Source organism: Citrobacter sp. Cb023 (assembly GCF_030336805.1).
GTDB classification, from domain to species: Bacteria; Pseudomonadota; Gammaproteobacteria; order Enterobacterales; family Enterobacteriaceae; genus Citrobacter; species Citrobacter braakii.
The window spans coordinates 224,388-244,806 of the sequence record NZ_JAOWCV010000032.1; the positions used below are offsets into that span (position 1 = coordinate 224,388).

The 20,419-nt window shown below is 52.9% G+C and carries 17 protein-coding genes and 1 tRNA gene; 12 read left to right on the forward strand and 6 right to left on the reverse strand.

The window, feature by feature from the left end:
* Nucleotides 1–87 precede the first annotated feature (87 nt).
* Nucleotides 88–1,104, reverse strand: coding sequence for a LacI family DNA-binding transcriptional regulator (locus OGW44_RS07540; protein ID WP_005133828.1), 1,017 nt, complete (start codon nucleotides 1,102–1,104; stop codon nucleotides 88–90).
* A gap of 101 nt (nucleotides 1,105–1,205) precedes the next feature.
* Nucleotides 1,206–1,868, reverse strand: a complete 663-nt coding sequence (locus tag OGW44_RS07545; protein ID WP_016157720.1) for an OmpA family lipoprotein — start codon at nucleotides 1,866–1,868, stop codon at nucleotides 1,206–1,208.
* A 159-nt stretch (nucleotides 1,869–2,027) separates the two neighbouring features.
* On the opposite strand from OGW44_RS07545, the gene OGW44_RS07550 reads away from it, so the two are divergent.
* Nucleotides 2,028–4,361: a molybdopterin guanine dinucleotide-containing S/N-oxide reductase gene (locus OGW44_RS07550; RefSeq protein WP_185654920.1), complete on the forward strand. Its 2,334-nt coding sequence runs from the start codon at nucleotides 2,028–2,030 to the stop codon at nucleotides 4,359–4,361.
* Here OGW44_RS07550 and OGW44_RS07555 read toward each other — a convergent pair.
* Both OGW44_RS07555 and tag read right to left on the reverse strand, forming a co-directional pair.
* Nucleotides 4,330–4,770: an N-acetyltransferase gene (locus OGW44_RS07555; RefSeq protein WP_016157718.1), complete on the reverse strand. Its 441-nt coding sequence runs from the start codon at nucleotides 4,768–4,770 to the stop codon at nucleotides 4,330–4,332. The genes OGW44_RS07550 and OGW44_RS07555 overlap by 32 nt on opposite strands.
* Entirely contained in the window at nucleotides 4,760–5,329 is a 570-nt protein-coding gene (gene tag / locus OGW44_RS07560; protein WP_016154908.1) for a DNA-3-methyladenine glycosylase I, read from the reverse strand. Before tag ends, OGW44_RS07555 begins: the two co-directional genes overlap by 11 nt.
* Nucleotides 5,330–5,488: 159 nt before the next feature.
* Here tag and OGW44_RS07565 point away from each other — a divergent pair, with 159 nt between their 5' ends.
* The 11 genes from OGW44_RS07565 to OGW44_RS07615 all read left to right on the forward strand — a co-directional run bounded on the left by OGW44_RS07565 (nucleotide 5,489) and on the right by OGW44_RS07615 (nucleotide 17,430).
* Nucleotides 5,489–6,190 (forward strand): autotransporter outer membrane beta-barrel domain-containing protein, encoded by a 702-nt coding sequence (locus OGW44_RS07565; RefSeq protein WP_016154907.1) that lies wholly within the window; start codon nucleotides 5,489–5,491, stop codon nucleotides 6,188–6,190.
* Between the two features lie 251 nt (nucleotides 6,191–6,441).
* Nucleotides 6,442–7,644 (forward strand): L-lactate MFS transporter, encoded by a 1,203-nt coding sequence (locus OGW44_RS07570; protein ID WP_016154906.1) that lies wholly within the window; start codon nucleotides 6,442–6,444, stop codon nucleotides 7,642–7,644.
* A 210-nt stretch (nucleotides 7,645–7,854) separates the two neighbouring features.
* Nucleotides 7,855–9,549, forward strand: coding sequence for a kdo(2)-lipid A phosphoethanolamine 7''-transferase (gene eptB, locus OGW44_RS07575; protein ID WP_016157716.1), 1,695 nt, complete (start codon nucleotides 7,855–7,857; stop codon nucleotides 9,547–9,549).
* Between the two features lie 91 nt (nucleotides 9,550–9,640).
* A tRNA-Pro gene (locus OGW44_RS07580) sits at nucleotides 9,641–9,717 on the forward strand.
* Nucleotides 9,718–10,204: 487 nt separating this feature from the next.
* Entirely contained in the window at nucleotides 10,205–10,441 is a 237-nt protein-coding gene (locus OGW44_RS07585; protein WP_137398959.1) for a hypothetical protein, read from the forward strand.
* Nucleotides 10,356–11,963, forward strand: a complete 1,608-nt coding sequence (gene dppA / locus OGW44_RS07590) for a dipeptide ABC transporter periplasmic-binding protein DppA (RefSeq protein WP_016154904.1) — start codon at nucleotides 10,356–10,358, stop codon at nucleotides 11,961–11,963. Before OGW44_RS07585 ends, dppA begins: the two co-directional genes overlap by 86 nt.
* Before the next feature lie 161 nt (nucleotides 11,964–12,124).
* On the forward strand, nucleotides 12,125–13,144 hold the full coding sequence (gene dppB, locus OGW44_RS07595; protein ID WP_016154903.1) for a dipeptide ABC transporter permease DppB: 1,020 nt from the start codon (nucleotides 12,125–12,127) through the stop codon (nucleotides 13,142–13,144).
* A 9-nt stretch (nucleotides 13,145–13,153) separates the two neighbouring features.
* Nucleotides 13,154–14,056, forward strand: a complete 903-nt coding sequence (gene dppC, locus OGW44_RS07600) for a dipeptide ABC transporter permease DppC (RefSeq protein ID WP_016154902.1) — start codon at nucleotides 13,154–13,156, stop codon at nucleotides 14,054–14,056.
* A 10-nt stretch (nucleotides 14,057–14,066) separates the two neighbouring features.
* On the forward strand, nucleotides 14,067–15,050 hold the full coding sequence (gene dppD, locus OGW44_RS07605) for a dipeptide ABC transporter ATP-binding protein (RefSeq protein ID WP_016154901.1): 984 nt from the start codon (nucleotides 14,067–14,069) through the stop codon (nucleotides 15,048–15,050).
* A complete protein-coding gene (gene dppF, locus OGW44_RS07610) occupies nucleotides 15,047–16,051 on the forward strand; it encodes a dipeptide ABC transporter ATP-binding subunit DppF (protein ID WP_003827418.1) in 1,005 nt (334 codons plus the stop codon). The genes dppD and dppF overlap by 4 nt, the downstream gene beginning before the upstream one ends.
* A gap of 176 nt (nucleotides 16,052–16,227) precedes the next feature.
* Nucleotides 16,228–17,430, forward strand: a complete 1,203-nt coding sequence (locus tag OGW44_RS07615) for a sigma-54 interaction domain-containing protein (protein WP_016157713.1) — start codon at nucleotides 16,228–16,230, stop codon at nucleotides 17,428–17,430.
* A gap of 33 nt (nucleotides 17,431–17,463) precedes the next feature.
* Here OGW44_RS07615 and OGW44_RS07620 read toward each other — a convergent pair whose 3' ends face one another.
* Both OGW44_RS07620 and megL read right to left on the reverse strand, forming a co-directional pair.
* Nucleotides 17,464–18,762 (reverse strand): SLC5/6 family protein, encoded by a 1,299-nt coding sequence (locus tag OGW44_RS07620; RefSeq protein ID WP_185654921.1) that lies wholly within the window; start codon nucleotides 18,760–18,762, stop codon nucleotides 17,464–17,466.
* A gap of 117 nt (nucleotides 18,763–18,879) precedes the next feature.
* Nucleotides 18,880–20,076 carry a methionine gamma-lyase gene (megL, locus tag OGW44_RS07625; RefSeq protein WP_003023295.1) on the reverse strand — a complete coding sequence of 399 codons (1,197 nt, stop codon included), beginning with the start codon at nucleotides 20,074–20,076 and terminating at the stop codon, nucleotides 18,880–18,882.
* Nucleotides 20,077–20,419 lie beyond the last annotated feature (343 nt).

A 20,419-nucleotide genomic window follows, 5' to 3' on the forward strand; every position in this document is an offset into this window, starting at 1 on the left:
CTAGCATTCTTGTTATAACGCTAGATGGAACCGGTTCCAAAGAAAAGCTCATGATGTCGAATTTATGATCACCATCACGAAGGAAATTTAACGGGCAGTTGAGCCGCGCACGATCAGCTCGCCGGAGAATACCTGTTCCTGAATGGCTGCAGAGCCGCCATCAATTCGGCGTACAACCTGCTCAACGGCGGTGTAGCCAATCTGCCATGTGGGTTGTTTCAACGTGGTGATACCGACGCCCGCCAGCTCCGCCCATTCCAGTTCGTCAAAACCGAGCAGGCCGATATCGCTGCCCCAGTTAAGGCCAATGCGCTTCAGGGCGCGGGCAACCTGCAGCGTGAGAGCGCCGTTGGCAGAGATAACGGCTTTGCGCATCCCCCGATGCTGCTGGTGAAACTGGCGCAGCGTGTCATCCAGTTGCGTATTGTCCGTTAGCGGGACTTCGGCATTTTGCGCGATAACGCCGGGGTACTGTGCGAGCGTGGCGCGAAAAGCGCTCAGGCGTTCGCGGCGGGTATTCACCATGCCCAGCGGCTCGCTGAGGAACAGGATGGCTTCAAAACCTTGCTCGACCAGATGTTCAGTGGCAACCGTTGCCGCTTGGGTGTTATCCAGCCCGACCATATCACAGGCAAAATCGGGAATTTTACGGTCAATCAGAACCATCGGCAGCGCAGACTGTTGCAGGCGGTTCAGCCCCTCTTCGCGCATTCCAACGGCGTTGACCACAATCCCTTCGACCTGGTAGCTGCGCAGCAGGTCGAGATAATGCAGCTCCTGATCCACTTCGTTGTTGGTGTTACACACCAGCGGGGTAAAGCCCTTATCGCGACAGGCGGCTTCAATCCCGCTTAACACGTTGACGGAGTAGGGATTAGTAATATCGGCGATGATCAGACCAATCAGACGGGTACGACCGTGTTTCAGGCCTCTTGCCATCAGGCTGGGACGGTAGTCGAGATCGGCAATGGCTTGTTCAATGCGGGCCAGTAGCGCGTCGGAAAGCAGGTGCTTTTCACCGTTGAGGTAGCGTGAAATGCTGGTCTTGCCGGTTTTTGCGGCTTTCGCCACATCGCTGATGGTTGCCCGTGTTGATTTGCTCATCGCTGATTTCCCTAAATTTGGTGACAACACCTTAACGCGAAAATCAACGATGGCAAGTGCTTCATGCCGGATAAGACGCTGCCATTATCCGGCACAAAACGTTACTGGAGCGGGCTTAAGGTGATCTCTACGCGGCGGTTTTGTGCTTTACCTTCCGCCGTGCTGTTACTGGCGATCGGGTTTGCCGGGCCCATACCCTGAGTGCGGATACGGTTAGCGGCGACGCCTTGAGTGATTAAGGCGCTGGCCACGGAGTCCGCGCGCTGTTGCGACAGGCGCATATTCAGATCCTGACTGCCGGTGCTGTCGGTGAAGCCGAGCACGTTGACGGCGGTTTTATTGTACTCTTTCAGTACCATTGCCACGCCGGTCAGGGTGTTGGCACCCGCAGGTTTCAGGTTGCTGCTGTTGCTGTCGAAGGTGACGTTATTTGGCATATTCAGGATGATGTTATCGCCACTGCGCGTCACGCTGACGCCCGTTCCCTGCATTTTGTCGCGCAGTTTTGCTTCCTGCACGTCCATGTAATAGCCGACACCGCCGCCAACGGCCGCGCCAGCCGCCGCACCAATCAGAGCGCCTTTGCCGCGATCTTTCTTCGAAGAAGAGAGTGCGCCAATACCCGCGCCGACCAGAGAGCCAATACCCGCGCCAATGCCGGATTTACCCGCTTCGCGTTCTCCGGTGTAAGGGTTTGTTGTGCAGCCAGAAACCGCCAGGGCGCCGCTCACGATGGCAGCAATAACAAAAACACGTTTCTTCATCTTAATTCCTTAATGACTTTTTCTTCTTTGCCACAGCGACCGTGGCGGTTGATTATGACGTGTGAACATGAAGAAAATTCCAGGGAAGACTCTGAAATTTGTAAGTAACATTGAACGGCATAATAAATAAGCCGTCACATCGCATTCAGGAGCGCCATCTTGGCTAATTCACCCGCACATTACTCGGTGTTAACCGCCGCCCACTGGGGACCTATTCTCGTCGAAACCGATGGCGAGACGGTTTTCTCCTCTCGCGGCGTGCTGCCCACCGCCCATCCCAACTCTTTGCAAACCGTGGTGCGCGACCAGGTACACAGTAAAACGCGGGTACGTTTTCCCATGGTGCGTAAAGGCTTTCTCGCCTCGCCGGAGGATCCGCAGGGTGTGCGCGGGCAGGATGAATTTGTTCGTGTCAGTTGGGACTACGCGCTGAATCTTATCCATACGCAGCATAAACGCATCCGTGACAGCTACGGCCCGGCCTCGATTTTTGCCGGTTCCTACGGCTGGCGTTCCAACGGCGTGTTACACAAAGCCGCAACCCTGCTACAGCGTTATATGGCGCTGGCGGGTGGTTATACCGGGCATCTGGGGGATTACTCGACGGGTGCTGCGCAGGCCATCATGCCGTACGTGGTGGGCGGTAACGAAGTTTACCAGCAGCAGACCAGTTGGCCGGTGGTGCTGGAGAACAGCGAAGTGGTGGTGTTATGGAGCGCCAATCCGCTGAATACCCTGAAAATTGCCTGGAACGCCTCCGACGAGCAGGGCCTCGCTTACTTTGAGGCACTGCGTGGCAGCGGGAAGCGGTTGATCTGTATCGATCCGATGCGATCGGAAAGCGTCGATTTCTTTGGCGAGAAGATGGAATGGATCGCTCCGCATATGGGGACCGACGTGGCGCTGATGCTGGGTATCGCGCATACGCTGGTGGAAAACGGCTGGCACGACGCGGACTTTCTCGCCCGGTGTACGACCGGATATGACCGTTTTGCCGACTATCTGCTGGGCAAATCTGACGATGTTGCAAAAACGGCAGAATGGGCCGCTGAAATTTGTGGTGTTCCGGCGGCGAAAATACGTGAACTTGCGGCGATATTTCACCAAAATACCACCATGCTAATGGCGGGATGGGGTATGCAACGCCAGCAGTATGGCGAGCAGAAACACTGGATGATTGTCACGCTGGCTGCCATGCTCGGGCAAATCGGGACACCTGGCGGCGGCTTTGGGCTGTCGTACCATTTTGCTAACGGCGGCAACCCAACGCGCCGCGCTGCGGTGCTGGCTTCAATGCAGGGCAGCGTTAAAAACGGTACCGACGCGGTAGATAAAATCCCGGTGGCGCGAATTGTTGAAGCGCTGGAGAACCCCGGTGGTTTTTATCAGCACAACGGTATGGACCGCCATTTCCCGGACATCCGTATGCTGTGGTGGGCGGGCGGCGCCAACTTCACCCATCATCAGGACACCAACCGTCTGATTCGCGCCTGGCAAAAACCGGAGCTGGTGGTTATCTCGGAGTGTTTCTGGACAGCCGCAGCGAAGCATGCCGATATCGTGCTGCCGGCGACGACGTCTTTTGAGCGTAATGATTTGACCATGACCGGCGATTACAGCAACCAGCATCTGGTGCCGATGAAGCAGGTTGTATCGCCGCAGGATGAAGCGCGAAATGATTTTGATGTCTTTGCCGAGCTGAGTGAACGCTGGGAGAAGGGCGGGTATGAGCGATTTACCGAAGGCAAAAGCGAGCTGGAATGGCTGGAGACTTTTTACAACATTGCCGGGCAGCGTGGGGCTAGCCAGCAGGTGACGTTGCCGCCATTCACCGAGTTTTGGCAGCGGAATGCGCTGATCGAAATGCCAGAAAACGCCGCCAGCGCGCAGTTTATCCGTTTCGCGGATTTTCGCCGCAACCCACAGGCGCATCCGCTGAAAACGGACAGCGGTAAAATTGAAATCTACTCCGCGAGGATTGCCAGTTACGGTTACGCGGACTGTGCGGGGCATCCGATGTGGCTGGAGCCGGATGAGTGGTTCGGTAACGCCGAGTCGGGCCAGTTACAGCTGCTTTCCGCCCATCCGGCGCACCGTTTGCACAGTCAGCTTAATTACAGCGCGTTGCGCGAACAGTATGCGGTAGCGGATCGTGAGCCCGTCACGATTCATCCGCAGGATGCCAAAGCGCGCGGTATTGCGGATGGCGACACGGTCAGGGTGTGGAACCAGCGTGGGCACGTTCTGGCGGGAGCGGTCGTGACGACGGGAATTAAACCCGGTGTCATCTGTATTCATGAGGGCGCCTGGCCTGATTTGGACCTCGCCGCCAACGGTATTTGTAAAAATGGCGCCGTCAACGTGCTGACCAAAGATCTCCCCAGCTCGAAGCTGGGGAATGGCTGTGCGGGCAACACTGCGCTGGCGTGGCTCGAAAAATACAGCGGACCAACGTTGACGCTTACGGCGTTTGATCCGCCTGCCAACCCATAATCCACGTGGGATGGTGAGTCTCTTCCTGCCATGCGCCATCTTCAATGCGAAAACCCAGCGCATGGTAGAAGTTCACCGCTGATTGATTCTTCTGGTAGACCTCGAGGCTGAGTAACGAAAAGCGCTGCTGTACATGCTGCACCAGCGCTTTGCCGATCCCGCTTCTGATGGCGGCAGGCGCGACGAACAGCGCGCCGAGAAAGCGGTCGTCAATGACGCTGGCAAAGCCTTTGAGCACCCCTTCTTCTTCCCATACCCAGGTTTGTGCGGCTGGCAGGTAAACATCCCGCACGATGGATTCACTTTCGCGCCAGTAGCGTTCTTCGATAAACGGATGGGCATGGATCGTGCTTTCCATCCACAGCGCCAGAATCGACGGTAGATCGTCAGCCTTTGATTCACGAATCATGTTGTTCTCCCGGGTAACAGATACAGGTGGTGACATGGTCGTTGACCAGGCCGCATGCCTGCATAAAGGAGTAACAGATGGTGGTGCCGACAAACTTAAATCCGCGTTTTTTTAACGCTTTAGACAGTGCATCTGACGCAGGTGTAGAGGTGGGGATATCGCTCAGGTTGGCGGCGCGGGTCAGTTGCGGTTGGTTATCAACAAACGACCAGACGAACTCGCTAAACGATTCTCCGTTTTGCGCCATGGTCAGAAAGGCGCGAGCGTTGCCGATAATGGCCTGAATTTTTCCTCTATGGCGAATAATGCCGGCATCCAGTACCAGTCTTTCCACATCCTCTTCGGTCATGGCCGCCACTTTTTCCGGGTCAAAATGGTGGAAGGCGTGGCGATAATTTTCCCGTTTCTTTAGCACGGTGATCCACGATAAACCGGCCTGTTGGCCTTCCAGACAGATCATTTCGAACAGCTTGTTGCCATCTGTTTCGGGGACGCCCCATTCCTTGTCGTGGTAGGCAATGTAAAGTGGGTCCTGGCTGACCCATCCGCAACGCTGCATATTCTTCCTCGCTGTTTTTACTGGCGTAAAAATTTCATTCGGCCCGCCTTGACGCGCCAGCTAAAAAGACAATATTTAATACAGGGCCTGATGGGCCCGATATCCTTCACACAATGACAATAATATCGCCGAATTCGGCTCTTTTCTGGAGTCGCGTTGATGATTATAAGAAACAGTAGTGGTCGCCAAAGGTTAACTCTGGCGAGCGTCGTAGTTTGTGCGCTGTTCATCAATACAGCATATGGCTGGCAACAAGAATATATCGTTGATGCGATGTCAGGGCATACGGCTGAACGTTATACATGGGACAGCGATCACCAACCACGTTATAACGACATTCTGGAAGAACGTATTCGCTCCACTCAAAACGTGGCGGGTCCCGTGGTGAATCTGGCGGATGAAACGCCTATGGATGCGACCAGCGGCATGAGTATGGGCTGGAACTTTCCGCTTTCAAGGCAGGTGATGACTGGTCCGGTGGCCGCGCTGCATTATGACGGTTCGACCACGTCTACTTACAACGAATTTGGCGATAGCGTGACGTCGGTAACGCAGAACGATCCGCTGTGGCATGCCAGCGTCAGCACGTTAGGCTGGCGAGTCAATTCTCAGTTCGGTGATGTGCGACCGTGGGCGCAAATCAGCTATAACCAGCAGTTTGGCGAGAATATCTGGAAAGCGCAGTCGGGCCTCAGTCGCATGACGGCGGCGGGTCAAGACGGTAACTGGCTGGATGTTACCGTTGGCGCAGATATGCTGTTGAACCGGCACATGGCGGCTTACGCGGCGCTTTCGCAGGCGGAAAATAGCACCAATAACAGCGACTATATGTACACCATGGGAGTGAGTGCCAAATTTTAACGCAAACAATCATCATATAAACATCTCTGTTACATATTGAGATCAACAATCACAAGCCCCTCAGCGATAGCGTGTACTAACTCTTACGATAAAATTCAGTAACCCGACTTTTTGTCTCGTCATTCATTCCGCATTCCAGGCATTTCATTCCGTCCTGGTGGCATTTCATGCCGTTTTCTCCTGGCCATAAAAGCGCTTCGGTATGGTTGTTGGCAGAGAATTTCCCATTTTGCTTATGCAGGAAGACTGCCATGAAAACTTCTGATTATCAGCGCACTCGCTGGCTAACACTGATCGGCACGATTATTACCCAATTTGCTTTAGGTTCTGTTTATACCTGGAGCCTGTTTAATGGCGCGCTCTCTTCTAAGCTCGATGCGCCGGTAAGTCAGGTGGCATTTTCCTTTGGCCTGCTGAGCCTCGGGCTGGCGATTTCCTCTTCCGTTGCCGGCAAGCTGCAGGAACGTTTTGGCGTGAAACGCGTCACCATGGCCTCCGGTATTTTACTCGGCGTCGGTTTCTTCTTAACCGCCCATTCCAACAGCCTGATTATGCTGTGGCTGAGCGCCGGTGTGCTGGTTGGTCTGGCGGATGGTGCAGGTTACCTGTTAACGCTTTCCAACTGCGTAAAATGGTTCCCTGAGCGTAAAGGGCTGATTTCCGCCTTTGCCATCGGTTCTTATGGCCTTGGCAGCCTCGGTTTTAAATTTATCGACAGCCAACTGCTGAGCACCGTGGGCCTGGAAAAAACCTTCATGATTTGGGGCGCGATCGTACTGGTGATGATCGTCTTTGGCTCTACGCTGATGAAAGATGCGCCGAATCAGGAAGTGAAAGCGAAGAATGGCGTAGTTGAGAACGACTACACCCTGGCGCAGTCCATGCGCAAACCGCAGTACTGGATGCTGGCAGTCATGTTCCTGACAGCGTGTATGAGCGGTCTGTACGTCATTGGCGTGGCGAAAGATATCGCACAAAGCCTGGCGCATATGGATGTGGCGACGGCGGCGAATGCGGTTACCGTCATTTCTATCGCGAACCTGTCGGGTCGTCTGGTGCTGGGGATTCTGTCCGATAAAATCTCCCGTATTCGCGTGATCACCATTGGTCAGGTCGTTTCGCTGGTCGGTATGGCTGCACTGTTGTTCGCGCCGCTGAATGACGTAACCTTCTTTATGGCTATTGCCTGTGTCGCATTTAACTTTGGCGGCACCATCACCGTATTCCCGTCACTGGTCAGCGAGTTCTTCGGTCTGAATAACCTGGCTAAAAACTACGGTGTTATTTACCTGGGCTTCGGTATCGGTAGCATTTGCGGTTCCATTATCGCCTCGCTGTTTGGCGGGTTCTATGTGACCTTCTGCGTTATCTTTGCGCTGTTAATCATTTCGCTGGCGCTTTCTACCACTATTCGTCAGCCACAACGTAGCGTCTATACCGAGGCGCACGCCTAAATCTATTAGTAGTATGATTAATACCTGGCGCATATATTTACAAAAATTTATGCGCCATTTTCATTCTCTATAAGCACTTTTGCTCCCTCCTGTGGTCTACTTACCCGCGCCCGTAGACATTTCACCTCTGCTGTTGTCGCATTTTTCCTCTGTCAGGTCTGATTGATCGCTGCTCAGGGTTTTTTATCCCGATTTCCAGGGTTTGTTTGCATGAGATACATTAAGTCGATGACGCAGCAGAAACTCAGTTTCTTGCTGGCAATCTATATCGGTTTGTTTATGAACTGTGCTGTATTTTTCCGTCGCTTTAGCGGATATGCGCACGATTTTACCGTCTGGAAAGGACTCTCCGCGGTTGTTGAATTGGCCGGCACTGTGCTGGTGACCTTCTTTTTACTACGACTTCTCTCTTTGTTTGGCCGCCGCGCCTGGCGTGTCCTGGCAACCTGTTTGGTGCTGTGTTCTGCTGGCGCCAGTTATTATATGACCTTCCTGAACGTGGTAATTGGTTACGGTATTATCGCCTCCGTAATGACCACGGATATTGATTTATCGAAAGAAGTCGTCGGCTGGCATTTCATCGTGTGGCTGGTTTCGGTCAGTATTATTCCCTTGGTGCTGATTTGGAGTAACCGCTGCCGCTACACGTTGATGAGACAAATTCGTACACCGGGCATGAGGTGGCGTAGCGTAGCGGTAGTTTTACTGGCCGGCCTGATGGTATGGGCGCCGATTCGCCTGCTGAGCATGCAACAGAGAAGCGTAGAGCGAGAAACAGGTATCGATTTACCCAGCTATGGCGGGGTTGTGGCGAACTCTTACTTGCCGTCAAACTGGCTCTCTGCGCTGGGTTTGTACGCCTGGGCACAGGTGGATGAATCCTCAGACAACAAATCGCTGATGAACCCGGCGAAGAAATTTACCTATGTTGAGCCTAAGAACCTCGACGACACCTATGTGGTCTTTATTATCGGCGAAACCACCCGCTGGGACCATATGGGGATTTTTGGCTATGAGCGAAATACCACGCCAAGGCTCGCCCAGGAGAAAAACCTGGCCGCGTTCCGTGGATATTCCTGTGACACGGCGACCAAGCTTTCGCTGCGCTGTATGTTTGTGCGTGAAGGTGGGGCGGAAGAAAACCCGCAGCGTACCCTGAAAGAACAAAACGTCTTTTCCGTGCTCGGTCAGTTAGGGTTCAAGACAGACCTCTACGCGATGCAAAGCGAGATGTGGTTCTACAGCAATACCATGGCGGAGAACATCGCTTACCGAGAGCAGATTGGCGCAGAGCCGCGTAACCGTGGCAAGAACGTTGACGATATGCTGTTGATTACCGAAATGCAGCAGTCTCTGCAACCGACGGATGATGATGGCAAACGTCTGATTATTCTGCATACCAAAGGTTCGCATTTTAACTACACGCAGCGCTACACCCGCGAATATGCGCAGTGGAAGCCGGAGTGTGTCAATGTGGATAGCGGTTGCTCGAAAGCCGAGATGATTAACTCTTTTGATAACTCGGTAACCTATGTTGATCACTTTATTACCAAAGTGTTTGATCAACTGCGGGATAAGAAAGCGATAGTGTTCTACGCCGCCGATCACGGTGAGTCGATTAACGAGCGTGAGCACCTGCACGGTACGCCGCGTAAAATGGCTCCGCCAGAGCAGTTCCGCGTTCCTATGCTGGTGTGGATGTCAGATAAATATCTGGAAGACCCAGACCATGCGAAGGCGTTTGCACACCTGAAGCAAGAAGCTGATATGAAGGTGCCGCGTCGTCATGTGGAACTGTACGACACTATCTTGGGTTGCCTCGGTTATACCTCGCCAAATGGCGGTATTAACGAGAATAACAACTGGTGCCGTATCCCGGACGCGAAGAAGGTTACGGCTCAGTAATTGGGCTGCTGACTTTCTCGCCGATCAAATGGCATTTTGATACTAAGGGATTGACGGGGGCGCGGCTGAGCAGTAAGATGCGCCCCGCATTCGGTGATTGGCGCAGCCTGGTAGCGCACTTCGTTCGGGACGAAGGGGTCGGAGGTTCGAATCCTCTATCACCGACCAAATTCAAAACCCTGCTCAACGAGCAGGGTTTTTTGCATTAGTGGCGAGTAATCCTCTCTCTCCGACCAAAATTGACCTTCCTTTTATCTGCAAAAATTGTGCACCACTTCCCACTGACTGTTAACGATTCTGTGACATATTCCATTGCCTTTTTTTATATTTGCTTGAAACTTTTTTTGCGCTACTTATGGCTGAACCTGGCATTTTCCGCTGTGCGCTTTAGCGTTCATGGCATTAATCGCTCAGATATGCAGCATTAATTTAGAAAGTTTTAATAATTTGCATAAATGTTAATCACCAAATGTTGCGAAATATGAAGATGTTTATTCTGGCATAGTGCGCGTAGCACAAATTTCCCTGCTGAAAATGTCCTTCTGCACTTTTTTTAATCTTTGTTTGCGAATTCTCACCGTTGGTGTAAATCACGGTTACCTGTATTGACGTTTTCACATTCTGTTGACAGATTGTAGGGCATGAGGGGCATTTCATGGAGAATCCGCACTGCAACTCAGTCGCTTATGTGAACGGAATCCCTATCCTCTTAACGCCGACCCGGCCGGGTAAAAAACAAAAAAGGCCAGGCGGTGCAAACCCACTGCAAAGGGTAAAACAACAAACATCACATTTGGAGCAGAAGAATGAGTATTTCCTTGAAGAAGTCAGGGATGCTGAAGCTTGGTCTGAGCCTGGTGGCTATGACCTGCGCCGCAAGCGTACAGGCTAAAACTCTGGTTTATTGTTCAGAAGGATCTCCTGAAGGCTTTAACCCACAGCTTTTCACCTCTGGCACGACCTATGATGCCAGCTCCGTACCGATCTATAACCGCCTGGTCGAGTTCAAAACCGGTACAACTGAAGTGATCCCGGGCCTTGCTGAGAAGTGGGAAATCAGCGAAGACGGTAAAACCTATACCTTCCACCTGCGCCAGGGCGTGAAGTGGCAGGACAACAAAGATTTCAAACCGACGCGCGATTTAAACGCCGATGACGTGGTGTTCTCTTTCGATCGTCAGAAAAATGCCCAGAACCCGTACCACAAAGTCTCTGGCGGTAGCTATGAATACTTCGAAGGGATGGGTCTGCCAGATCTGATCTCCGAAGTGAAAAAAGTGGACGATAAAACCGTTCAGTTCGTGCTGACTCGCCCGGAAGCGCCTTTCCTGGCTGACCTGGCGATGGACTTCGCTTCTATTCTTTCCAAAGAATATGCAGACAACATGCTGAAAGCCGGCTCCCCGGAGAAAGTGGATCTGAACCCAATTGGGACCGGTCCGTTCCAGCTGCAGCAGTACCAGAAAGACTCCCGTATTCTGTATAAAGCATTCGAAGGTTACTGGGGCACCAAGCCACAGATTGACCGTCTGGTCTTCTCCATTACGCCTGACGCTTCCGTGCGTTACGCCAAACTGCAGAAGAACGAGTGCCAGGTGATGCCGTACCCGAACCCGGCAGATATCGCGCGCATGAAGCAGGATAAAAACATTAACCTGATGGAGCAGGCTGGTCTGAACGTTGGCTACCTCTCTTTCAACACCGAGAAGAAACCGTTTGATGACGTGAAAGTCCGTCAGGCGCTGACCTACGCGGTGAACAAAGAAGCCATCATTAAAGCGGTATATCAGGGCGCTGGCGTTGCCGCGAAAAACCTGATCCCACCGACCATGTGGGGCTATAACGACGACGTTAAAGACTACACCTACGATCCTGAAAAGGCTAAAGCGCTGCTGAAGGAAGCGGGTCAGGATAAAGGCTTCACCGTTGAGCTGTGGGCCATGCCGGTACAGCGTCCTTACAACCCGAACGCCCGCCGTATGGCGGAAATGGTTCAGGCTGACTGGGCGAAAATCGGCGTTCAGGCCAAGATTGTGACCTACGAGTGGGGCGAATATCTGAAACGCGCCAAAGCGGGTGAGCATCAGGCGGTGATGATGGGTTGGACCGGTGACAACGGGGATCCGGACAACTTCTTCGCCACCCTGTTCAGCTGTGCGGCAGCGAAAGACGGTTCCAACTACTCTCGCTGGTGCTACAAGCCGTTTGAAGATCTGATCCAGCCGGCGCGTGCGACCGACGATCACAACAAACGTATTGAACTGTACAAGCAAGCTCAGGTTGTTATGCACGATCAGGCCCCGGCTCTGATTGTTGCTCACTCCACCGTGTATGAACCAGTGCGTAAAGAAGTGAAAGGCTATGTGGTTGATCCATTAGGCAAACATCACTTCGAAAACGTCTCTGTCGAATAATTAAAAGCAAGCCAGGCAGCGCTACGGACCGTTAAGTCGGGTCACCGTAGCGCCACCTGACAGTAATGCTTTATCTCCCTCTCGCTGGAGGGGGAGATAAGATTTGTGAGCAATACAGATTCACGGTTCCAGGCCGTGCGTCATTAGAGAGAATCCGGGTTATGTTGCAGTTCATTCTCCGACGTTTGGGACTCGTCATCCCCACGTTTATCGGTATCACTCTTCTCACCTTTGCTTTCGTTCATATGATCCCCGGCGATCCGGTAATGATCATGGCGGGTGAGCGTGGAATTTCCCCTGAGCGTCATGCTCAACTGTTGGCTGAACTCGGTCTGGATAAACCGATGTGGCAGCAGTACCTCCATTATATCTGGGGGGTTATGCATGGTGATTTAGGTATCTCGCTGAAAAGCCGATTACCGGTGTGGGAAGAGTTCGTTCCTCGCTTTAAAGCAACGCTGGAACTTGGCGTCTGCGCGATGATTTTCGCCGTTGCGGTGGGTATTCCGGTGGGTGTACTTGCTGCCGTTAAGCGCGGCTCCATTTTCGATCACACTGCCGTTGGCCTGGCGCTGACGGGTTACTCCATGCCGATTTTCTGGTGGGGCATGATGCTGATCATGCTGGTTTCCGTGCAGTGGAACCTGACGCCGGTTTCCGGTCGGGTGAGCGACATGGTGTTCCTTGATGATTCCAATCCCCTGACCGGTTTTATGCTGATTGACACCGCCATTTGGGGTGAAGAGGGCAACTTTATCGATGCGCTGGCGCATATGATCCTGCCGGCAATGGTGCTTGGCACCATCCCTCTGGCGGTAATTGTGCGTATGACTCGTTCATCGATGCTGGAAGTACTGGGTGAAGATTACATTCGTACCGCACGCGCCAAAGGCCTGACCCGTATGCGCGTCATCATCATTCACGCTCTGCGTAACGCGATGCTGCCCGTTGTGACCGTTATCGGCCTGCAGGTCGGTACGTTATTGGCTGGGGCGATCCTGACCGAGACTATTTTCTCGTGGCCGGGACTGGGACGCTGGTTGATCGATGCGCTACAACGCCGTGATTATCCAGTGGTACAGGGCGGGGTGCTGCTGGTCGCGACGATGATTATCCTCGTCAACCTGCTGGTAGACCTGCTGTACGGCGTGGTGAACCCGCGTATTCGGCATAGGAAGTAAGGGGCCATCATGTCACAGGTTACTGAAAATAAAGTTATTGCTGCACCGGTGCCCATGACCCCGCTGCAGGAGTTCTGGCACTATTTTAAACGCAACAAAGGTGCGGTTGTTGGGTTGGTGTACGTTGTAGTGATGATCCTGATTGCGGTCTTTGCCAACGTCCTCGCGCCGTACAACCCGGCAGAGCAGTTCCGCGATACGCTGCTGGCTCCTCCTGCGTGGCAGGAAGGCGGTACCATGGCGCATCTGTTTGGTACTGATGATGTGGGCCGCGATGTGCTGTCCCGCCTGATGTACGGTGCGCGTTTGTCTCTGTTGGTCGGCTGTCTGGTGGTGGTGCTCTCCCTGCTGATGGGCGTGATTCTCGGGCTGATTGCCGGTTACTTTGGCGGGATTGTCGATAACGTCATCATGCGTGTGGTCGATATCATGCTGGCACTGCCGAGCCTGCTACTGGCGCTGGTGCTGGTGGCGGTATTTGGGCCCTCGATTGGCAATGCCGCGCTGGCGCTGACGTTCGTGGCATTGCCGCACTATGTGCGTCTGACGCGCGCCGCCGTCCTGGTGGAGGTTAACCGCGACTACGTTACCGCATCCCGCGTGGCCGGAGCCGGTGCGATGCGCCAGATGTTCGTCAATATTCTTCCTAACTGTCTTGCGCCGCTGATTGTTCAGGCGTCGCTTGGCTTCTCTAACGCCATTCTCGATATGGCTGCCCTCGGCTTCCTGGGGATGGGCGCACAGCCGCCTACGCCGGAATGGGGCACCATGCTCTCTGACGTGTTGCAATTTGCCCAAAGCGCCTGGTGGGTCGTGACCTTCCCGGGGCTGGCAATCCTGCTGACGGTGCTGGCATTTAACCTGATGGGTGACGGTCTGCGTGACGCGCTCGATCCCAAACTGAAGCAGTAAGAGGTTCGAGATGGCGTTATTAAATGTAGATAAATTATCGGTGCACTTCGGCGATGTGGGGTCCGAATTCCGTGCCGTAGACCGCATTAGTTACAGCGTGAACCAGGGTGAAGTGGTTGGCATTGTAGGGGAATCCGGTTCTGGTAAGTCCGTCAGCTCGCTGGCGATCATGGGACTGATTGACTACCCAGGTCGCGTTATGGCCGAAAATCTGGAGTTTAATGGCCGTGACCTGAAGCGCATCTCTGAGAAAGAGCGTCGCCAGTTAGTGGGCGCGGAAGTGGCGATGATCTTCCAGGACCCGATGACCAGCCTTAACCCGTGCTACACCGTCGGCTACCAAATTATGGAAGCCATTAAGGTGCACCAGGGCGGCAACAAAAAAACGCGTATTCAGCGGGCGATTGACCTGTTGACGCTGGTGGGGATCCCCGATCCGGCCTCGCGTCTGGATGTCTATCCGCACCAGTTGTCTGGTGGGATGAGCCAGCGCGTGATGATCGCGATGGCGATTGCCTGTCGTCCAAAGCTGTTGATTGCCGACGAACCGACAACGGCGCTGGATGTGACCATTCAGGCGCAGATCATCGAGCTACTGCTGGAATTGCAGCAAAAAGAGAACATGGCGCTGGTCTTAATCACGCACGACCTGGCGCTGGTGGCCGAAGCGGCGCACAAAATCATTGTGATGTACGCCGGGCAGGTAGTGGAAGCCGGGGCCGCGCAGGATATTTTTCGCGCGCCGCGTCATCCGTATACCCAGGCGTTGCTGCGCGCGTTGCCGGAGTTCGCTCAGGATAAAGCGCGTCTGGCTTCGTTGCCGGGCGTGGTGCCAGGTAAATATGACCGCCCGACCGGTTGTTTACTGAACCCGCGCTGCCCCTATGCGACTGACAAATGCCGCGCTGAAGAACCTGAACTGAACCTGCTGGAAGGCGGTCGTCAGTCGAAATGCCACTACCCACTTGATGATGCCGGGAGGCCTGGGCTATGAGTACGCAAAAGGCCGCTTTGCCACAGCCGCTGTTGCAGGCAATTGACCTGAAAAAACACTACCCGGTGAAGAAGGGGATGTTCGCCCCGGAACGCCTGGTGAAAGCGCTGGACGGCGTCTCCTTTACGCTGGAACGCGGCAAAACGCTGGCGGTGGTAGGCGAGTCAGGCTGTGGGAAATCCACCCTTGGCCGCCTGCTGACGATGATTGAAGTCCCGACCGGCGGCGAGCTGTATTACCAGGGGCAGGATCTGCTTAAGCACGACCCGCAGGCGCAGAAGCTGCGCCGGCAGAAAATCCAGATTGTGTTCCAGAACCCTTACGGTTCCCTGAACCCGCGCAAGAAAGTAGGGCAGATTCTGGAAGAGCCGCTGCTGATCAACTCCACGCTAAGCAAAGAGGAGCGTCGTGAAAAAGCACTGGCGATGATGGCGAAAGTGGGGCTAAAAACCGAGCACTACGACCGCTATCCGCATATGTTCTCCGGCGGTCAGCGTCAGCGTATTGCCATCGCTCGCGGGCTGATGCTTGATCCCGACGTGGTGATTGCCGACGAACCGGTCTCGGCGCTGGACGTTTCTGTTCGTGCGCAGGTGCTGAACCTGATGATGGACTTGCAGCAGGAACTGGGGCTGTCATACGTCTTTATCTCGCATGACCTGTCGGTGGTAGAGCACATTGCCGATGAGGTGATGGTGATGTATTTAGGCCGCTGCGTGGAAAAAGGAACGAAGGATCAGATCTTCAATAATCCGCGTCATCCGTATACGCAGGCGCTGCTCTCTGCGACGCCGCGCCTGAACCCGGACGATCGCCGCGAGCGTATCAAGCTGACCGGTGAGCTGCCAAGCCCGCTGAATCCACCGCCGGGCTGTGCGTTCAATGCCCGCTGCCGTCGGCGTTTTGGTCCGTGTACCCAGCTTCAGCCGCAGCTGAAGGATTACGGTGGACAACTCGTGGCCTGTTTCGCTGTTGACCAGGATGAAAATCCACAGCAATAAACGTGGGTTATGACCTGATAACCGGAGCCTTGTGCTCCGGTTTTTTTATATTTTGTTTTTACGTCCACAATGTGAGTCCTCTGGCAGAACATTATTCCATAGCGTCTAAAATGTAGTCAGATTTCCTCTCGTCACAGAAATATCTATTTCGCAGTTGCTAACTGTCAGGAGCAAATGTGGTCACGATACGCTGGGATATTAAAACAATTGATCGTCTGTCGATGGTTGAGGATGTCCTGAAGGAATTTTCCTGCTGCGATATCAATATCATCTCCATGAAAGTCACGCCTGGACGGATCCTGATTAAATCCTGGTGCCGCCAGTTACAGGATATTTCCTGCGTGCAATCCTGTTTAGGCCGGCGCGCCGATATTATTAACGTCGCTTACCTGTGTGAAGAGATAAGCGAACTGTCAACGCCTGAGCCGGAACGCCCGCGCTATTTCTCTGACATTATTTGTAGCAGCCAGAGCATGCACTCGCTTATCGAAAAGGCGATAAAAATTGCCGACAGCAAATATACCGTTTTGATCCGCGGCGATACGGGTACTGGCAAAGAACTGCTTGCCCGGGCTATCCATAATTCCGGGCAGCGACGTTTTTATCCGTTTATTCCTGTCAACTGCTCTGCGCTACCTGAGTCGTTGATGGAGAGTGAATTCTTTGGCTATGAGAAAGGAGCTTTTAGCGGTGCAGATTGTAAAGGCAAAAAAGGGCTGTTTGAAATGGCCGATAAAGGCACCCTTTTTCTCGATGAATTTGGTGAAATGTCGCTGAGCTTACAGGCTAAATTACTGCGCGTACTTCAGGATGGCGGGATCCGTCGCGTTGGCGGGGCGCAAATTATTCCGGTCAATGTACGCATTATTGTGGCAACCAACGCCAATCTGGAAGAGATGGTGGAACAACGTCTGCTGCGCGCCGATCTCTATTACCGCATCAATGTACTTTCACTGACCATTCCGCCCCTGCGGGAGCGCCCGCAGGATATCAGCCTATTGATTCGCCACTTTGTGCAGAAATACGCGAAGGAATTCCAACGACGGATCATTCTGGATAAAGCCTGCTTTGATACCCTGCATCATCACACCTGGCCGGGAAACGTTCGCGAACTGGAAAATACCATCATTCGCCTGATGCTGATGGCGGAATCCGATGTCATTACGCGGGAAGAATTAGGGATGGTGAATTTGCCTGCCGTTGAGCTGACGCCGACAGAGCGTCCTTTTAAAGAACAGGTTTTGTGTGCTGAACGCCAGCTTATTGAACAGATGGTGGAAGAGAATGTGTCGTCGCGGCATATCGCTAAAGCGCTGGGGGTGTCACATACCACGGTACTGAATAAAATTCGCAGCTATCAACTGGAGAGTGTGAGTTAAGCGCCGTCAGTGACTGACGGCGCTGTAAACGGATTAGTCAATCAGCTTCAATAATGGCGACAGGCACAGCAGGATCCCGTACAACAGGATTAGCCAGGTTTTCAGCCCGCGTAGTTTTTCCAGTTGCGTTACTTTATAAATCAGGAAAAACGGAATAATACACGACACAATCCCGTAAAGTGGGCTACCCAACTGGAAGAACACCAGTACCGATACACGAAATGACACCCAGATCACCAGGGTGATAACAATAAAGGTGCAAATACCCAGCGTAAGCACCAGGGGATTAATTTTCGCCACATCAATAACGCGGCTCAGAACATTAAGAATAATACCCTTAATCGCCTCGTGGAACCCCAGATAAATACCAAAGAATGCGGTTAATACGGCGAAGATATTTAGCACCGTTGAGGTGATATGAATAATTTGCCCAGGAATGACTTGCGCTGCCAGCGCCAGTGCGGAAATATTTTGTTCGAAGGCTGAAACGGCCTCTTCATGACTAATAGAAAAGGTAAAAGAGAATGAGAAAAACAGAATGACCGCAATCAGCGTAATGTAACTGATGCGATGTGTGCGTATTGCCATGCGGGTGGCCAGAACCCGGTCCGCTACCCGCTTGCGGTAGGCGATGTTCATTGGGTTCAACACCTGAATAAACACCGCCGAGAAGAAGCAGAACGGGATGGTCAGCAGCACGTCGCGAAAGAAGACCGATGCTTCAGGGAATGCGCTGATATTAGCGAAGTTCCAGTGCGGAACCATCGCAAAACCAAACACGATGATGATCCCCACTTTGACTACCACCATCGGGCCGGAGATTTTAAACAGCAGCTTTTCTCCCCCGGAAGCAATGGCCACCAGCACGGCAAAAATGGCCACTTTATAGATTATCGATTGTGAAAGATCGGCATCGGTTAAGCCGAAGGTTTTGATATATGAGGCACTGTCAAAAACCACGGATAAGGAATAGATAAATATGCCGTGAATAATCATCAAAAAATAGATGACGCCAAGAAATACACCCCAGTTTTTTCCCAGGTAATGACTGATAATATCGGTATAGTCATTACAAGTTTCACTTTCTGATAATGTTTTTAAATAAATATCCTGCACAATATAGGTTGCTGGATAGGCAATAATAAAGGCGACGATAAATACCCAAATGCCTGTTAAGCCTATTTGTACCGGCATCAGTACCGTTCCGGCACCAATTGCCATACCGATACACAGTAATACCCAGCCAAAGTCATATTTCGTAAACGGTATTTTCTTTGAGAATGGTACGGTGGTTGCTGTATTGTTGCTTAGTTGTAATGTGTCGTCCTGCATAGAACCCCCTGCCCAAAATACGCGCTCTCCCCGAAACAGGATTGCGCGTATTACCAGACTGTTGTGCCTTGATTCTCAACAACCTGAACCGATCGGCGTCGGTTCAGGTCATAATGGTCAGAATGTTGCCTTTCTGATGGCGTGTTCAAGGTCGTTAATAATATCTTCTGGATCTTCAAGACCCACAGAAAGACGGATAAGCCCGTCGGTAATACCTGCTTTAAGCCGTTCCTCTGGCGCAACGGGCGAATGTGTCATAGACGCTGGGTGCTGAATGAGGGTTTCGGTATCACCGAGACTGACCGCGAGGAGGCACAATTCTACAGAATTGATCATCCGTCTGCCAGCCTCGAGGCCGCCAGCGATTTCGAAGCTGATAATTCCTCCTGGCAGGCTCATCTGTCGCTGGCCCAGCTCATACTGCGGGTGTGAAGACAAGCCAGGATAATAAACGCGGGTAATGGATGGATGCCCCTCGAGGAAGCGGGCGATTTTCAATGCGTTTTCACAGTGGCGTTCCATACGTATACCCAGTGTTTTAACGCCGCGTAGCGTCAACCACGCGTTGAAAGGACTCATGCAGCCGCCGGTGATATCTTTCAGACCAACAAACCGCGCCTGGTCAATAAACTCCTGCTTACCAACAATGATCCCGCCAATCACGTCTCCGTGACCGTTGATATATTTAGTGACGCTGTGCACCACAATATCCGCGCCTAGCTGTAAAGGCTGCTGGCAGTACGGTGACATAAAGGTGTTATCCACCACCAGCAATGCGCCTTGTTGATGGGCGATACCGGCTACCGTTTCAATGTCGACCAGCGACAGCGTCGGGTTAGCGGGTGTTTCGATATACACTACTTTGGTTTCCGGGCGCATGGCGGCGCGGATTTCTTCAGGCTTTGCCGCATCGACGAAGCTGACGTTAATCCCAAACTTCGGCATGCTGTGCGACAAAAACGCGTGGGTGCAGCCGTAAATCGCGCTGGCGGAAACGATATGGTCGCCCTGCTGGCACAACGTCAGCAGCGTGGTGGTGATGGCAGAAATACCGGATGCGGTTGCCAGCCCGGCTTCACCTCTTTCCAGTACCGCCAGCTTTTTCTCCAGCGCATCGGTGGTGGGGTTACCCAAACGGGTGTAAATGTACCCGGACTCCTCGAGCGCAAAGCGGGCGGCACCTTGTTCGGCGCTGTCAAAAACAAACGTTGAAGTCTGGAAAATAGGCGTACTGAGCGCGCCAGTAGAAGGGTCGGGTTGTTGCCCCGCGTGAACGATCTGGGTGTTGAATCCGTAAGTACGACAGTCAGACATGATATCTCCTTTGATTCGGAACAAAACAGCTCACAGTCAAATAGCAATCGCTGTGCCAGAAAATGAAGGTATAGATATCAATGAGATATGTCTTTTTCTGTATTGAAGAGAGGCAGGAATGTTGCCAACTGGCAAGAATCTTTCCAGCGTAATGGTGAGAAAACAGGTGAAATGCGAGGCGCTACGCAGAGCCGTGTATTGCGCAGTGATATGGCAAGTGGGCTACCGTAGAATCAGCGGCAAGCCGGGAATTCCCGGTGAGGCGCAATGTTGCGGGGGCTTGATCCCCGGCGGCATAGGTTGCTGGAAAGAGAAAACCCCCGCACGTTGTTCGGTATAAACC

Bases quoted from the DNA above. Each gene is read 5' to 3' on its own strand.
- OGW44_RS07540 (WP_005133828.1), bottom strand. From the start codon at position 1,104: ATGAGCAAATCAACACGGGCAACCATCAGCGATGTGGCGAAAGCCGCA.
- OGW44_RS07545 (WP_016157720.1), bottom strand. From the start codon at position 1,868: ATGAAGAAACGTGTTTTTGTTATTGCTGCCATCGTGAGCGGCGCCCTG.
- OGW44_RS07555 (WP_016157718.1), bottom strand. From the start codon at position 4,770: ATGATTCGTGAATCAAAGGCTGACGATCTACCGTCGATTCTGGCGCTG.
- tag (WP_016154908.1), bottom strand. From the start codon at position 5,329: ATGCAGCGTTGCGGATGGGTCAGCCAGGACCCACTTTACATTGCCTAC.
- OGW44_RS07565 (WP_016154907.1), top strand. From the start codon at position 5,489: ATGATTATAAGAAACAGTAGTGGTCGCCAAAGGTTAACTCTGGCGAGC.
- OGW44_RS07570 (WP_016154906.1), top strand. From the start codon at position 6,442: ATGAAAACTTCTGATTATCAGCGCACTCGCTGGCTAACACTGATCGGC.
- eptB (WP_016157716.1), top strand. From the start codon at position 7,855: ATGAGATACATTAAGTCGATGACGCAGCAGAAACTCAGTTTCTTGCTG.
- OGW44_RS07585 (WP_137398959.1), top strand. From the start codon at position 10,205: ATGGAGAATCCGCACTGCAACTCAGTCGCTTATGTGAACGGAATCCCT.
- dppA (WP_016154904.1), top strand. From the start codon at position 10,356: ATGAGTATTTCCTTGAAGAAGTCAGGGATGCTGAAGCTTGGTCTGAGC.
- dppB (WP_016154903.1), top strand. From the start codon at position 12,125: ATGTTGCAGTTCATTCTCCGACGTTTGGGACTCGTCATCCCCACGTTT.
- dppC (WP_016154902.1), top strand. From the start codon at position 13,154: ATGTCACAGGTTACTGAAAATAAAGTTATTGCTGCACCGGTGCCCATG.
- dppD (WP_016154901.1), top strand. From the start codon at position 14,067: ATGGCGTTATTAAATGTAGATAAATTATCGGTGCACTTCGGCGATGTG.
- dppF (WP_003827418.1), top strand. From the start codon at position 15,047: ATGAGTACGCAAAAGGCCGCTTTGCCACAGCCGCTGTTGCAGGCAATT.
- OGW44_RS07620 (WP_185654921.1), bottom strand. From the start codon at position 18,762: ATGCAGGACGACACATTACAACTAAGCAACAATACAGCAACCACCGTA.
- megL (WP_003023295.1), bottom strand. From the start codon at position 20,076: ATGTCTGACTGTCGTACTTACGGATTCAACACCCAGATCGTTCACGCG.